Annotated in this window: 14 protein-coding genes; 10 read left to right on the top strand and 4 right to left on the bottom strand. The window is 68.4% G+C overall.

Annotated elements, in window-relative coordinates:
* Nucleotides 1-119 precede the first annotated feature (119 nt).
* The 6 genes from queF to AC1Q7O_RS23355 are packed head-to-tail and all read left to right on the top strand — an operon-like array spanning nucleotide 120 to nucleotide 6,543.
* Nucleotides 120-563 carry a preQ(1) synthase gene (queF, locus tag AC1Q7O_RS23380; RefSeq protein WP_492661306.1) on the top strand — a complete coding sequence of 148 codons (444 nt, stop codon included), beginning with the start codon at nucleotides 120-122 and terminating at the stop codon, nucleotides 561-563.
* A complete protein-coding gene (gene dapC, locus AC1Q7O_RS23375) occupies nucleotides 560-1,753 on the top strand; it encodes a succinyldiaminopimelate transaminase (protein WP_492661293.1) in 1,194 nt (397 codons plus the stop codon). The genes queF and dapC overlap by 4 nt, the downstream gene beginning before the upstream one ends.
* Nucleotides 1,750-2,574, top strand: coding sequence for a 2,3,4,5-tetrahydropyridine-2,6-dicarboxylate N-succinyltransferase (dapD, locus tag AC1Q7O_RS23370; protein WP_492661294.1), 825 nt, complete (start codon nucleotides 1,750-1,752; stop codon nucleotides 2,572-2,574). Before dapC ends, dapD begins: the two co-directional genes overlap by 4 nt.
* A gap of 2 nt (nucleotides 2,575-2,576) precedes the next feature.
* Nucleotides 2,577-3,740 carry a PilT/PilU family type 4a pilus ATPase gene (locus AC1Q7O_RS23365; protein WP_492661295.1) on the top strand — a complete coding sequence of 388 codons (1,164 nt, stop codon included), beginning with the start codon at nucleotides 2,577-2,579 and terminating at the stop codon, nucleotides 3,738-3,740.
* The gene (gene prmB / locus AC1Q7O_RS23360) at nucleotides 3,737-4,597 is read left to right on the top strand and encodes a 50S ribosomal protein L3 N(5)-glutamine methyltransferase (RefSeq protein WP_492661296.1); all 861 of its coding nucleotides are present in this window, start codon (nucleotides 3,737-3,739) and stop codon (nucleotides 4,595-4,597) included. Before AC1Q7O_RS23365 ends, prmB begins: the two co-directional genes overlap by 4 nt.
* On the top strand, nucleotides 4,594-6,543 hold the full coding sequence (locus AC1Q7O_RS23355; protein ID WP_492661297.1) for an ABC-F family ATP-binding cassette domain-containing protein: 1,950 nt from the start codon (nucleotides 4,594-4,596) through the stop codon (nucleotides 6,541-6,543). The genes prmB and AC1Q7O_RS23355 overlap by 4 nt, the downstream gene beginning before the upstream one ends.
* 24 nt (nucleotides 6,544-6,567) lie before the next feature.
* On the opposite strand, the gene AC1Q7O_RS23350 is transcribed toward AC1Q7O_RS23355, so the two are convergent.
* The gene (locus AC1Q7O_RS23350; RefSeq protein ID WP_492661298.1) at nucleotides 6,568-6,927 is read right to left on the bottom strand and encodes a DUF1304 domain-containing protein; all 360 of its coding nucleotides are present in this window, start codon (nucleotides 6,925-6,927) and stop codon (nucleotides 6,568-6,570) included.
* Nucleotides 6,928-7,045: 118 nt separating this feature from the next.
* Between AC1Q7O_RS23350 and AC1Q7O_RS23345 the strand changes: the two genes are divergently transcribed.
* The 3 genes from AC1Q7O_RS23345 (at nucleotide 7,046) to AC1Q7O_RS23335 (ending at nucleotide 9,603) form a co-directional block, all read left to right on the top strand.
* On the top strand, nucleotides 7,046-7,549 hold the full coding sequence (locus AC1Q7O_RS23345) for a MarR family winged helix-turn-helix transcriptional regulator (RefSeq protein WP_492661299.1): 504 nt from the start codon (nucleotides 7,046-7,048) through the stop codon (nucleotides 7,547-7,549).
* Between the two features lie 44 nt (nucleotides 7,550-7,593).
* Nucleotides 7,594-8,028, top strand: coding sequence for an organic hydroperoxide resistance protein (locus tag AC1Q7O_RS23340; protein WP_492661300.1), 435 nt, complete (start codon nucleotides 7,594-7,596; stop codon nucleotides 8,026-8,028).
* A 123-nt stretch (nucleotides 8,029-8,151) separates the two neighbouring features.
* The gene (locus AC1Q7O_RS23335) at nucleotides 8,152-9,603 is read left to right on the top strand and encodes an esterase-like activity of phytase family protein (protein ID WP_492661301.1); all 1,452 of its coding nucleotides are present in this window, start codon (nucleotides 8,152-8,154) and stop codon (nucleotides 9,601-9,603) included.
* On the opposite strand, the gene AC1Q7O_RS23330 is transcribed toward AC1Q7O_RS23335, so the two are convergent.
* Entirely contained in the window at nucleotides 9,604-10,521 is a 918-nt protein-coding gene (locus AC1Q7O_RS23330; protein WP_492661302.1) for an asparaginase, read from the bottom strand.
* 82 nt (nucleotides 10,522-10,603) lie between these two features.
* Here AC1Q7O_RS23330 and lexA point away from each other — a divergent pair, with 82 nt between their 5' ends.
* Nucleotides 10,604-11,272, top strand: a complete 669-nt coding sequence (gene lexA / locus AC1Q7O_RS23325) for a transcriptional repressor LexA (RefSeq protein WP_492661303.1) — start codon at nucleotides 10,604-10,606, stop codon at nucleotides 11,270-11,272.
* Between the two features lie 355 nt (nucleotides 11,273-11,627).
* Here the strand turns inward: lexA and AC1Q7O_RS23320 are convergent, their stop codons facing one another.
* Nucleotides 11,628-11,900, bottom strand: a complete 273-nt coding sequence (locus AC1Q7O_RS23320; RefSeq protein ID WP_492661304.1) for a hypothetical protein — start codon at nucleotides 11,898-11,900, stop codon at nucleotides 11,628-11,630.
* Nucleotides 11,901-12,559: 659 nt separating this feature from the next.
* Complete coding sequence (locus AC1Q7O_RS23315) at nucleotides 12,560-12,835, bottom strand: pyocin activator PrtN family protein (RefSeq protein ID WP_492661305.1); 276 nt, start codon at nucleotides 12,833-12,835, stop codon at nucleotides 12,560-12,562.
* Nucleotides 12,836-12,959 lie beyond the last annotated feature (124 nt).

The raw sequence follows: 12,959 nt of genomic DNA, 5'->3' as shown, positions 1-12,959 counted from the left end.
CCTGCAGGGGCGCTCCGACGGGGCCGGATGATAGCATTCGCCCCCTCCCAGAACGCCTCACTGCCATGGCCACCAAGAAGTCCGCTGCCGCCGCCCCCGCCAAGAAGAACAAGCCCAAGATGCGCGAGGTGCCGCCGAACCCGCCGAGCAAGCCCAGCAAGGACATCCTGGTCTTTCCGAACCCCAACCCCGAGCGCGACTACGTCATCCAGTTCCAGGTGCCCGAGTTCACCTGCCACTGCCCGCTGACCGGCCAGCCCGACTTCGCCCACTTCACGATCGACATGATCGCGGACGAGCTGTGCGTGGAGCTGAAGAGCCTGAAGATGTACTTCTGGAGCTACCGCAACGAGGGCTCGTTCCACGAGAAGGTCACCAACAAGATCCTGGACGACATCGTCAAGGTCACCGACCCGCGCTTCATCCGCATCACCGCCAAGTGGTACGTGCGCGGCGGCATCTACACCAACGTCGTCGCCGAGCACCGCAAGGCCGGCTGGACGCCCGCGCCGCGCGTGGACCTGCCGTCGCATGGCTTCGAGTCGGGGATGCTGGGCGCATGAATCCGCTGCTCGACCGGCTGCACCCTTATCCGTTTGAACGCCTGAAGCAGCTGACGGCCGACATCCGGCCCAACCCGGATTTCGCGCCGATCTCGCTGGGCATCGGCGAACCCCGCCACCCGGCGCCGGCCTTCATCGCCCAGGCCATCCAGGACGCGATGCCGCAGCTGGCCGGCTACCCGGCCACGGCCGGCACGCCCGCGCTGCGCGAGGCCATCGCCGGCTGGCTGCAGCGCCGCTACGGGCTGGCGCTGAACGCGGCCACGCAGGTGCTGCCGGTCAACGGCTCGCGCGAGGCGCTGTTCGCCATCGCGCAGACGGTGGTGGACGGCAGTCGCGCCGGCGCCACGGTGGTCTGCCCCAACCCCTTCTATCAAATCTACGAAGGCGCCGCGCTGCTGGCCGGTGCCGATGTGGCCTACGCCAACGCCGACCCGGCGCGCAACTTCGCGGTGGACTGGTCGCAGATCGAGGACGCCACCTGGGCCAGGACGCAGCTGCTGTACGTCTGCTCGCCCGGCAACCCCAGCGGCGCGGTGATGCCGCTCGCCGAGTGGCGGACGCTGTTCGAGCTGAGCGACCGGCACGGCTTCGTCATCGCCTCCGACGAGTGCTACTCGGAGATCTACTTCCGTGACGAGGCGCCGCTGGGCGGCCTGGAAGCCGCCGCCAGGCTGGGCCGCAGCGACTTCAAGAACCTCATCGCGTTCACGTCGCTGTCCAAGCGCTCCAACGTGCCGGGGCTGCGCTCGGGCTTCGTGGCCGGTGACGCCGCACTGCTGAAGAAGTTCCTGCTCTACCGCACCTACCACGGCAGCGCGATGAGCCCGCTGGTGCAGGCCGCCAGCATCGCGGCCTGGAACGACGAGGCGCACGTCGTGGACAACCGTGCGCGTTACCGGCAGAAGTTCGCCGAAGTGACGCCGCTGCTGGCCGAGGTGCTGGACGTGGCGCTGCCCGACGCCGGCTTCTACCTGTGGGCCGCGGTTCCAGGTGGTAACGACGTCGCCTTCGCCCAGGGCCTGCTCGCTCAATACAATCTCGCGGTCCTGCCGGGCAGCCTGCTGGCCCGCCCGGCCCACGGCAGCAACCCCGGCGCCGGGCGCATCCGCCTGGCCCTCGTGGCCGACGAGGCCGAATGCCTGGAAGCCGCCCGCCGCATCGTCTCCTTCACGAAATCCCGCCCATGAACATCGCCGAACTCCAAAGCACGATCGACCTCGCCTGGGACAACCGCACCTCGCTCGATCCCGTCAACGCGCCCGAAGTGCGCCAGGCCGTCGACCACGTCATCGCCGAACTGGACGCCGGCCGCCTGCGCGTGGCCACCCGTGAAGGCGTGGGCCAATGGACCGTGCACCAGTGGATCAAGAAGGCCGTGCTGCTGTCGTTCCGCCTGAACGACAACCGCATCATGGGCGACAAGGAACTGACCTTCTTCGACAAGGTGCCCACCAAGTTCGCCGGCATGACCGAAGCCGAGCTGCGCGCCACCGGCGTGCGCGTGGTTCCGCCGGCCGTCGCCCGCCGCGGCAGCTTCCAGGCGAGGAACGTGGTGCTGATGCCGTCCTACGTGAACATCGGCGCCTACGTCGATGAAGGCGCCATGGTCGACACCTGGGCCACCGTCGGCTCCTGCGCGCAGATCGGCAAGAACGTGCACCTGTCGGGCGGCGTCGGCATCGGCGGCGTGCTGGAGCCGCTGCAGGCCAACCCGACCATCATCGAAGACAACTGCTTCATCGGCGCCCGCTCCGAGGTCGTCGAAGGCGTCATCGTCGAAGAGAACTCGGTCATCTCGATGGGCGTCTACATCGGCCAGAGCACGCCGATCTACGACCGCGCCACCGACACCGTCAGCTATGGCCGCATCCCGGCGGGCTCCGTCGTCATCTCGGGCTCGCTGCCCAAGGACGGCGGCCGCTACAGCCTGTACGCGGCGATCATCGTGAAGCGCGTGGACGCGCAAACCCGCTCGAAGACGAGCATCAACGAACTGCTGCGCGCCTGAGCATGGCCACCAGCGGCAACATGGAGCGCATCCTGCGGCTGATGGCCGACAAGGGTGCGTCGGACTGCTACCTCTCGGCCAACATGCCGGTGCTGATCCGCATCAACGGTCAGACGGTGCAGCTGTCCGACCAGCTCCTGACGCCGCCGCAGCCGCGCCAGCTCATCTCCGAGGTCATCGACCCCGCCAGCCTGTCGGAGCTGGACAGCTCCGGCGAGCTGAACATGGCCGTGTCGGTCAGCGGCGTGGGCAGCTTCCGGCTGTCGGGCTTCCGCCAGCGCGGGTCGATTGCGGGCGTGTTCCGGCACATCCCGCACGACATCCCGACGATGGACAGCCTGGGCCTGCCGCCCATCCTGGGCGGCATGATCAAGGAGAAGCGCGGGCTGATCCTGATGGTGGGCGCAACCGGCACCGGCAAGAGCACGACGCTGGCCAGCATGCTGGAGCTGCGCAACCAGACGATGACCGGGCACATCCTCACCATCGAGGACCCGATCGAATACCTGTTCAGCAACAAGCGCTCGGTTGTCAACCAGCGCGAGATCGGCCGCGACACCGCGTCGTTGCAGATCGCGCTGAAGAACGCGCTGCGCCAGGCGCCGGACTGCATCCTCATCGGCGAGATCCGCGACCGCGACACGATGACGGCGGCCATCAGCTACGCGCTGTCGGGCCACCTCGTGCTGGCCACGCTGCACGGCAACAACACCTACCACGCGCTGAACCGCATCCTGTCGTTCTACACGCCCGAGTCCCGCCCGGCGCTGCTGAACGACCTGGCCGCGGGCCTGAAGGCCATCGTGTCGCAGCGCCTCGTGCGCGCCACGGCCGGCGGCCGCGTGCCGGTGCTGGAGATCCTGCTGAACTCCAAACTGGTGGCCGAGCTCATCGAGCAGGGCGACTTCACCGGCGTGAAGGAGGCGATGGAGAAGTCCATCGCCGAGGGTTCGCAGACCTACGAAGAGCATTTCGCCAAGCTCATCACCGACGGCACCATCACCCGCGAGGAAGGCCTGGCCTTCGCCGACTCGCCCACCAACCTGCTGTGGCGGCTGCAGAACGAGGCGCCCGGCTCGCGCCTCGCAACCGCCCCCCGCAAGGAAGAGAAGGCTGGCGACGAAGCCAGCTTCACCGAAATCACCCTGGACGTCCGCGGCACTTGAAGCTGATCGACTGCATTGACACCCAAGCCGCCCGCCTGACCCAGGCGGGCTTGTTTTTTGGCCATGGCACGACGAACGCGTTCGACGAGGCCGCGTGGCTGGCGTTGTGGCGCCTGGGCCTGCCGCTGGACGCGCTGGACGACCACGAGGCCCGCGAGCTGACCGGCGCCGAAGAGGCTGCCATCACGGCGCTCGTCGACGAGCGCATCGCGACCCGCAAGCCCGCCGCCTACCTGACCGGCGAGGCCTGGCTGCAGGGCGTGCCGTTCACGATCGACGAGCGCGCCATCGTGCCGCGCAGCTTCATCGCCGAGCTGATCGTCGACGCCAGCATCGACCCCTGGCTGAACCCGGCCAGCCGCCGCGTGCTGGACCTGTGCACCGGCAACGGCAGCCTGGCCGTGCTGGCAGCGATGGCCTGGCCCGACGTGGCGGTGGACGCGCTGGACCTCAGCGCCGACGCGCTGGCCGTGGCGAAACTGAATGTCGAGCGCCATGACCTGGCGTCGCGCATCCGCCTGCTGCAGGGCGACGGGCTGGCCGGTGCCGAGGGCACCTACGACCTCATCCTCTGCAACCCGCCCTACGTGAACAGCGGCAGCATGGCCGCCCTCCCCGCCGAGTACCTGGCCGAGCCCGAGCTGGCACTGGCCGGCGGCAGCGACGGCATGGACTTCATCCGCGAACTGCTGCGCGCGGCGCCAGCCGCCCTGAACGACGACGGCGTGCTGGTGCTGGAGATCGGCAACGAGCGCGAGCACTTCGAAGCCGCCTTCCCGGATCTCGATGTCGTGTGGATGGAAACCTCATCCGGTGCCGACCAGGTGCTGCTGGTGACGAAAGAGAATTTGCTGTGATTACCCTTCGCAACATCACGCTGCGCCGCGGCGTGAAGGTGGTGCTGGACGACGCGTCCGCCACGCTGCAACCCGGTGAAAAGATCGGCCTCGTCGGCCGCAACGGCGCCGGCAAGTCCAGCCTGTTCGCGCTGCTGACGAACCGCCTGGGCAACGACAAGGGTGAGGTCGAGGTGCCCAAGCACTGGCGCCGCTCCGAAGTGGCCCAGAACATGCCCGAGACCGACGACGGCGCGACCGACTACGTGCTGCAGGGCGACCTGACGCTGGTGGCCGCCCGCGTGGCGCTGGCCGAGGCCGAGGCCGCCGAGGACGGCCACGCGATGGCCGACGCGCACGCCGCGCTGGCCGACGCCGGCGCGTTCGACGCCCGCTCGCGCGCGCAGGCGCTGCTGATGGGCCTGGGCTTCAAGACCGACCAGCTCGACGCGCCCGTCAACAGCTTCTCTGGCGGCTGGCGCATGCGCCTGCAGTTGGCACGCGCGCTGATGTGCCCGGCCGAGCTGATGCTGCTGGACGAGCCCACCAACCACTTGGACCTGGACGCGCTCGTCTGGCTGGAAGCCTGGCTGCTGCGCTACGACGGCACCATGATCGTCATCAGCCATGACCGCGAGTTCCTCGACGCGATCACCAAGGTCACGCTGCACCTGGACGAAGGCAAGCTGGTGCGCTACGGCGGCAACTACACCAGCTTCGAAACCCAGCGCGCCGAGCGCATGGTGCTGCAGCAGGCCGCGTTCGCCAAGCAGCAGGACCGCGTGGCCCACCTGCAGAAGTTCATCGACCGCTTCAAGGCCAAGGCCAGCAAGGCCAAGCAGGCGCAGAGCCGCGTGAAGGCGCTGGAGCGCATGGAGAAGCTCGCGCCGGTGCTGGCGTCCGCCGACTTCAACTTCGAGTTCCGCGAGCCGCTGAACCTGCCCAACCCGATGCTGATGTTCGACGAACTGTCGGCCGGCTATGCGACCGACGACGGCGACAAGATCATCGTCCGCGGTGTCGATCGCTCCGTGCTGGCCGGCCAGCGCATCGGCATCCTGGGCGCCAACGGCCAGGGCAAGTCCACGCTGGTCAAGACCATTGCCCGCGCGCAGGCGCCCATGGGCGGCAAGCTGACCGAAGGCAAGGGCCTGTCCATCGGCTACTTCGCCCAGCAGGAGCTGGATGTGCTGCGCCTGGACGAAGGCCCGCTGGAGCACATGGTGCGGCTTGCGCGCGAGGTCGGCCCGCAAGGCCGTGAGCAGGAGCTGCGCGACTTCCTCGGCCAGTTCCGCTTCACGGGCGACATGGTCAACCAGCAGGTCGGCAGCCTGAGCGGCGGCGAGAAGGCGCGCCTCGTGCTGGCGATGCTCGTGTGGCAGCGCCCCAACCTGCTGCTGCTGGACGAACCCACCAACCACCTGGACCTGAACACCCGCGAGGCGCTGTCGATGGCGCTGAACGAGTTCGAGGGCACCGTCATGCTGGTCAGCCATGACCGCGCGCTGCTGCGCGAGGTCTGCGACGAGTTCTGGCTGGTGGCCGACGGCGTCGTCAAGCCCTTCGACGGCGACCTGGACGACTACCAGCGCTGGCTGCTGGAGCAGAGCAAGGAAGCCGCGCGCGCGGCCAAGAAGCAGGCGTCGGCCCCGGCGCCCAAGCCCAAGGCGGCGGCCGCTCCCGCGCCGGCGCCTTCGGCGCCCGTGGACCGCAAGGCCTCGGGCCAGGCGCGCGCCAAGCTGGCCGAGCAGACGCGGCCGCTGCGCAAGGAGATGGACGCCATCGACAAGCGCATGCACGCGCTGGCCGAGGAGCGCGCGGGCATCGAGGCGCAGCTTGCCGAAGGCGCCGCCGCGTCGGCCATCGCCGAGATGGGCAAGCGCCTGAAGGCGATTGCCGACCAGCTCGAAGCCGACGAGATGCGCTGGCTGGAGCTGGGCGAGCAGATCGAGGCGCTGTCCGCTTGAGCGCCTGACAGCCGATCAGGCCGCTCAGGCGGCCAGCGCGGCCGCCAGCGTCAGCGCGCCGGGCAGCGCCTGCACGAACAGGATCTTGCGCGACGCGGTGGCCGCACCGAACACGCCGGCCACCACCACGCAGCCCGCGAAGAAGATCATCCAGGGCCGGCCCGCGACCGCGCCCTGCATGACGCCCCACGCCAGGCCGGCCGCCAAGAAGCCGTTGTACAGCCCCTGGTTGGCCGCCAGCGCCTTGCTCTGCTCGGCGAAGTCCGCCTTCAGCCCGAAGGCCTTGCGACCCAGCGGCTTGGTCCAGAAGAACATCTCCAGCACCAGGATGTAGACGTGCAGCAGCGCGAGCAGCGTTGCGAGCACCAAAGCCAGGGTCTGCATGGCCCTCTCCTCTTGAAGTTGATTTGACGCGCATGGTCGCAGACCGCCGGCGCGCCGGCTGTCACCAGAAAGACCATTTTGATTGTGTGCAATTTAATTGCCGCCTACATTCTCGCCCATGCCACGCCACAAGCCCACCACCGCCTCCGCTGCCGACGCCGCTCCGGCCGCCGACCCGCGGGAGCAGTGGCTGCAGCTGGACCGCCAGCTGTGCTTCGCGCTCTACAGCAGCTCGCTGGCGATGACCAAGCTCTACAAGCCGCTGCTGGCCCCGCTGGGCCTGACCTACCCGCAGTACCTCGTGATGCTGGTGCTGTGGGAGAGCGACGGCCTGGCCGTCGGCCAGCTGGGGCAGCGGCTGTCGCTGGACTCCGGCACCCTCACGCCGCTGCTCAAGCGCCTGGAGACGCTGGGCCACATCGAACGCCGCCGCGCCCGGGATGACGAGCGCCGCGTCGACATCTTCCTGACGCCCGCCGGGCGCAAGCTGCGCCGCCAGGCGCTGGACATTCCCGGCCAGCTGGCCTGCGCCAGCGCCTGCGACCTGCACGAACTCGCGCTGCTGACGCAGCGCCTCCATGAGTTGCGCAGTCAGCTGACTGCGGCCACCGAGGCGGCCTGAAGCGCCTCACCTCTTCCCGTTCCCCCACCCCCAAGGAGCCCACCATGGCCATCGAAAAAGCCCTCTACACCGCCACCGCCACCGCCACCGGCGGCCGCGCCGGCACCGCCAAGTCCTCCGACGGCGCGCTGGACGCCGTGCTGACCACGCCCAAGCAACTGGGCGGCGACGGCGCCTTCGGCACCAACCCCGAGCAGCTGTTCGCGGCCGGCTACTCCGCCTGCTTCATCGGCGCGATGAAGGCCGTCGCCGGCAAGCAGAAGATCGCCCTGCCCGCCGAGGTCTCCATCACCAGCGACGTCGCCATCGGCCCGCACGCCAACAAGCCCGGCGCCTTCGGCATCCAGGTCGACATGAAGATCTCCGTGCCCGGCATGGAGCGCGCCCAGCTGGAAGCCCTGGTGGCCACGGCCCACGAGGTCTGCCCCTACTCCAACGCCACCCGCGGCAACGTCGACGTCACGCTGACCATCGTCTGATCGCGCGGCCCCGGGTTCCCCCGCTCACGCGAGTGCGGGGTGCCCCGGGGCGTCGTCACGGGGTTTTCACAAGCCCTGCCTAGCCTCCGACGCTCTTCAACAAAGCAACGTCCTGGGGGCCCCATGTTCTTCCGAGCTTCTCTGCTCACGCTGACCGCCATCGCCAGCGCCTCGGCCGCTGCGGCCACGTCGGTCAGCAACGTCAGCTTCATCAACGGCATCACCATCGCCGGCAACACGCTGGACCTGTCCAGCGGCAGTGACTTCGACCGCCGCGTCGGCTTCTTCTCCGACATCTACTACGACCGCGCCCGCAACGAGTGGTGGGGCCTGTCCGACCGCGGCCCCGGCGGCGGCACGCTGCCCTACGAGACGCGCGTGCAGCGCTTCACGCTGGACATCAACGCCAACACCGGTGCGATCTCCAACTTCCAGATCCAGCAGACCCTCAAGTTCACCAGCGCCGGCATCGCGCTGAACGGCCAGGCGCCCGCCACGCCCAGCCTGCTGGGCAAGTCCTTCGATCCCGAGGGCATCGTCGTCAACCCCGTCACCGGCAACCTGCTGGTCAGCGACGAGTACGGCCCCTCGGTCTACGAGTTCAACCGCAGCGGCCAGCTGGTGCGCCAGTACGCCACACCGGCCAACCTCGTGCCCAAGGCCGGCAGCAGCGTCGACTACAACGCGCTGGCGCCCGCCGGCAGCACGCCGCAACTGACCAGCGGCCGCGAAGGCAACCGCGGCCTGGAAGCGCTGGCCATCACGCCCGACGGCCGCTACGCGTTCGCGATGCTGCAGAACGGCACCGTCACCGACGGCTACGACGCCGCCTCCGGCACGCGCGGCCAGTACACCCGCATCGTCAAGTACGACACCGCCACCGGCGAGGCCGTCGGCCAGTACGCCTACCAGCTCAACAGCTCGGGCCAGGGCCGCGGCATCTCGGCGTTGGTGGCCATCGACGCCAACCGCTTCCTCGTGCTGGAGCGCAACAACCGCGGCATCGGCATCGGCGCCACGGTGGCCAGCCCCGACAAGAACGTCTTCGAGGTGGACCTGAGCACCGCCACCGACGTGTCCGGCCTCAACCTGCCCGCCAGCGGCGCGCTGCCGGCCGGTGTCATCGCCGCCGCCAAGGGTGCCAAGGTCATGGACCTGGACGCCAACACGCTGGCCGCGCTGGGCAACAAGTCGCCCGAGAAGTGGGAAGGCCTGGCCATCGGCCCGCAGCTGGCCAACGGCAAGTACGTCATCCTGGCCGGCACCGACAACGACTACAGCGTCACGCAGAACGGCACCGGCACGCAGTTCGACGTCTACCTGGACGTGACCAAGGCGGACCCGTTCGCCTCGTCCATCCAATGCCCCGTGGGCGTGACGACCGGCTGCTTCTCCACCGCCACCTCGCTGGGCGCCACGCTGACCAGCGCCTACCAGCTGCTGCCCGGCGTGCTTCACAGCTACACGGCCGACATCGCCGGCTACACGGCGCCGGTGCCCGAGCCCGAGACCTACGCGATGCTGCTGGCCGGCCTGGGCGTGCTGGCTTGGGCCCGCCGCCAGCGCCGCGCCTGATCAGCGCGCCAGCAAGGCCAGCATCAGCTCGATGCGGGCCTTGACCGGGCTCAGCGCGCCGGCCGACGGCAGCAGGCCGGGCAGGTCCATCACCGGCCCGGCATCGCAGCGCGTGCTGCGCAGCACGCGCACACCGGCAGCCTGCGCGTCGCGCAGCGCCGCCTCCAACGGTCGGGCCAGCGTGCCGTTGCCGGTGCCGGCGGCCACGATGCCGTCCACGCCCGCCGCCAGCAGCGCCCGCACGATGCGGCCGTCCGCGCCGGCGTGGTTCAGCACGATGTCCACGCGCGGCCAGTCCGCCGCCGGCACGGCGATGCGCACCAGGCCCAGCGCCTCGCCCGCGGGCCAGCGGCCCAGCACGCGCACGGTGCCCTCCTCCACGCGCGCCACCAGCGCGCCGTCCGTCGACTCGAACGCATCGACGCGGTAGCTGTGCGTCTTGCGCACCTGCAGCGCGTCATGCACACGCCCTGCGAACGCCACGACGACGCCCGCAGCGCCCGGCGTGGCCGCCACTTGCACGGCATCCGCAAGGTTCTGCGGCCCGTCCGGCACCAGCGCCGTCGCCGGCCGCATGGCCGCCGTCAGCACCACCGGTTTGGCGGGCGCCAGCACGCGGTGCAGCAGGTAAGCGGTTTCCTCCAGCGTGTCCGTGCCGTGGGTGATGACGATGCCGCCCACGTCGGGCCGGTCCAGCTGCGCCTGCACCGCGGCGGCCAGCGCCTGCCAGGTGGCGATGTCCATGTCCTTGCTGTCCAGCTGCGCCACCTGGTGCGCCTCCAGCCGTCGCCCGGCCAGCGTCGGCACGGCGGCCAGCAAGTCCTCCACACGCAGCTGCGCCGCCGTGTAGCCCACGCCATCCGCGGCGCTCTGCGCGGTACCGGCGATGGTGCCGCCCGTGCCGAGAATGACGATCAAGGGCTCAAGGGTTTGCAATTTTCGATTCCTGGATAAAAATACAGATACTGGATACACAACCAGCCCAACAAAAAGGCCGCCCGTGCAAGACCAACCCAAGCTTACCGCCCGCCAGCAGCAGATCTTCGACCTGGTCCGCCACGCGATCGAGAGCACCGGCTCCCCGCCCACGCGCGCCGAAATCGCCGCCGAGCTGGGCTTCAAGTCCGCCAACGCCGCCGAGGAGCATCTGCAGGCGCTGGCCCGCAAGGGCATGCTGGAACTGGTAGGCGGCACGTCCCGCGGCATCCGGCTCAAGTCCGACACGCTCAGCGCCGTCAACCGCGCCCGCCAGTTCAGCCTGCCCATCCCCAGCCTGTCGCAGCTGACGCTGCCGCTGATCGGCCGCGTCGCCGCCGGCGCGCCCATCCTGGCGCAGGAGCATGTCGAGCAGACCTACACCGTCGAGCCCAGCCTGTTCGCCAAGAAGCCCGACTACCTGCTCAAGGTCAAGGGCATGAGCATGCGAGACATCGGCATCCTCGACGGCGACCTGCTGGCGGTGCAGTCCGCCAAGGAGGCCCGCAACGGCCAGGTCGTCGTCGCCCGCGTCGGCGAGGAAGTGACCGTGAAGCGCTTCAAGCGCGGGCCTGCGGGCATCGAACTCCTGCCCGAGAACGCCGATTTCCAGCCCATCCTCGTCAGCGAGGACGAGCATTTCAGCATCGAGGGCCTGGCCGTCGGACTGATTCGTGGACAAGGGTTCAATTGACCCCGGTTCGATGGAAATGAAAAAGGCCCGTGTCACCGACACGGGCCTTTCGTTTTGGGTGGGCCGGGGTCACTTGAACCCTGCCCGCAAACCCGCATGGCTATTGGGTTTTCACTTGATGGCCTTGACGAGTTACCCGGAAAGTTACCCGGTCAGTGCGCCGCGTGACCTCGCTGCAGGGCACTTCAGGTGTGCCAGGATTGTGATTCCTGGGCATCGAGCGGGCCGCCCACTGGCGTGCGGTCAACCGGGTAACTTTCCGGGTAACTGGCCCAAACCGGGTAACTTGGCGCGCTGGAAACCGGGTAACTCTGCCAAGCGACTCCCGCGCATGCCGCGTGCACCTGACTCGAAATCAGGCGTCCGCGTCCCCAGTCTGCGCCGGCTCAGCACCCATCGGCCGCGCCACCGATGCGAGCACGCCGTGAAGCCGCTCCAGGTCCAGCGTCGCCCGCAGCAACTTCAGCTCAAGCAGCGCGGCGAGGTACTGCGGCACCCACTCAGGGATGGGCGTCAGCCCCTTGCGCCAGCGCCAGGCCGTGTTGGGGACGAGACCCGTGCGGCGGGTGAAGTCAACCGCCTTCCAGCCCAGCTCCTCTAGGCCGGTGTCGAACTGCTCCGGTGTCATCGCTTTCCTTCCTGCCCGCTTGGGGCTTCAACCGCTACGCTGCAAGCAGCGTAGCGCATCACTCAAAGTAGATCAAACAGCAGATTAATCTACATTTATTTAACATAACGCCGGTTGTCGACATTCGCGCAGAGGTGTTGTCCACACCCCCACCGGCTCGCAACCCGCATGCCTATTGGCATCGCGGCCGATGCTCACAAATGCAGCACTTCTAACCCCGCCGCTATTTCGCACAATGTAGATTGTGCGCGCAAGTTATCCACAGGCGGCGCGGCGCGACTTCAGACCTACATCGCCCGCCCGCTGCAAAAGTCGCGGGGACAGCGGGGACACGGGGACAAGCTCTGCAAGCCATTGATTCAAAAGAGAGATATTGTCCCCGCCTATTGTCCCCGCTAGAAAACAGGCGGGGACAAAACGGCGCCTGATTGCCTGATTCACGCCGTTTCGTCTACTCCTGTTCACTTTGGCCATGCCGGGTCACTGCTGCGCTGCGCACTTGGCGTTTCGGCCGAACACGCCGACCCCGCCGAAACAATCGCGCGAATGTAGATTAATGCCCGTGTGGCGTTGGTCAGCGCGGCTCACCTATTGGCCGCGCGTTTGGCATCGTCGGCAGTGGCCAAGCGGCAGAGCGTCATCGGCCTATTGCTGCGGCGCTAGGAGCGTGCGGCGCAGGCCAGCTGCGCAGCCTCCTTGATCGCTGCGGCGCGACGGTCGTCGATGTACTGGGCCAAGTCAGCCAGGTGGACGCCCTTTGCGCTCTTCTGAGTGCCAGGGTCGATGCGCACCACGGGCAACCTGATCTCGCCGAGGGCTGCCTTCCTGAGGAACTTGTCGGCACTCAGGTGCGGGAAGTAGTCCCGCGCGACAACGTCGACGGGGATGACCGCCCGACCGTCGTATTGGGCCATCAGGAGGAACGCCGTATTCATGTCTGACCCTTCGCGTTGCGCAACGTCGATCCGCGAGGGCAGTCTAGGGCTACGCTGATTAAGGTCTGCCTTCCGGGTTGATCTGGTGGCAAGGCAGCAGCGGCGTCGGGATGATGTTCGGATG

The sequence above is a fragment of the Roseateles sp. GW823-FHT07B05 genome (assembly GCF_058794515.1).
Note: the sequence above shows the minus strand (reverse complement) of the source record. Positions and strands in the feature narration are given on the sequence as shown.

Coding starts and splice junctions, on each gene's coding strand:
- queF (WP_492661306.1), top strand. CDS start 120: ATGCGCGAGGTGCCGCCGAACCCGCCGAGCAAGCCCAGCAAGGACATC.
- dapC (WP_492661293.1), top strand. CDS start 560: ATGAATCCGCTGCTCGACCGGCTGCACCCTTATCCGTTTGAACGCCTG.
- dapD (WP_492661294.1), top strand. CDS start 1,750: ATGAACATCGCCGAACTCCAAAGCACGATCGACCTCGCCTGGGACAAC.
- AC1Q7O_RS23365 (WP_492661295.1), top strand. CDS start 2,577: ATGGCCACCAGCGGCAACATGGAGCGCATCCTGCGGCTGATGGCCGAC.
- AC1Q7O_RS23350 (WP_492661298.1), bottom strand. CDS start 6,927: ATGCAGACCCTGGCTTTGGTGCTCGCAACGCTGCTCGCGCTGCTGCAC.
- AC1Q7O_RS23345 (WP_492661299.1), top strand. CDS start 7,046: ATGCCACGCCACAAGCCCACCACCGCCTCCGCTGCCGACGCCGCTCCG.
- AC1Q7O_RS23340 (WP_492661300.1), top strand. CDS start 7,594: ATGGCCATCGAAAAAGCCCTCTACACCGCCACCGCCACCGCCACCGGC.
- AC1Q7O_RS23335 (WP_492661301.1), top strand. CDS start 8,152: ATGTTCTTCCGAGCTTCTCTGCTCACGCTGACCGCCATCGCCAGCGCC.
- AC1Q7O_RS23320 (WP_492661304.1), bottom strand. CDS start 11,900: ATGACACCGGAGCAGTTCGACACCGGCCTAGAGGAGCTGGGCTGGAAG.
- AC1Q7O_RS23315 (WP_492661305.1), bottom strand. CDS start 12,835: ATGAATACGGCGTTCCTCCTGATGGCCCAATACGACGGTCGGGCGGTC.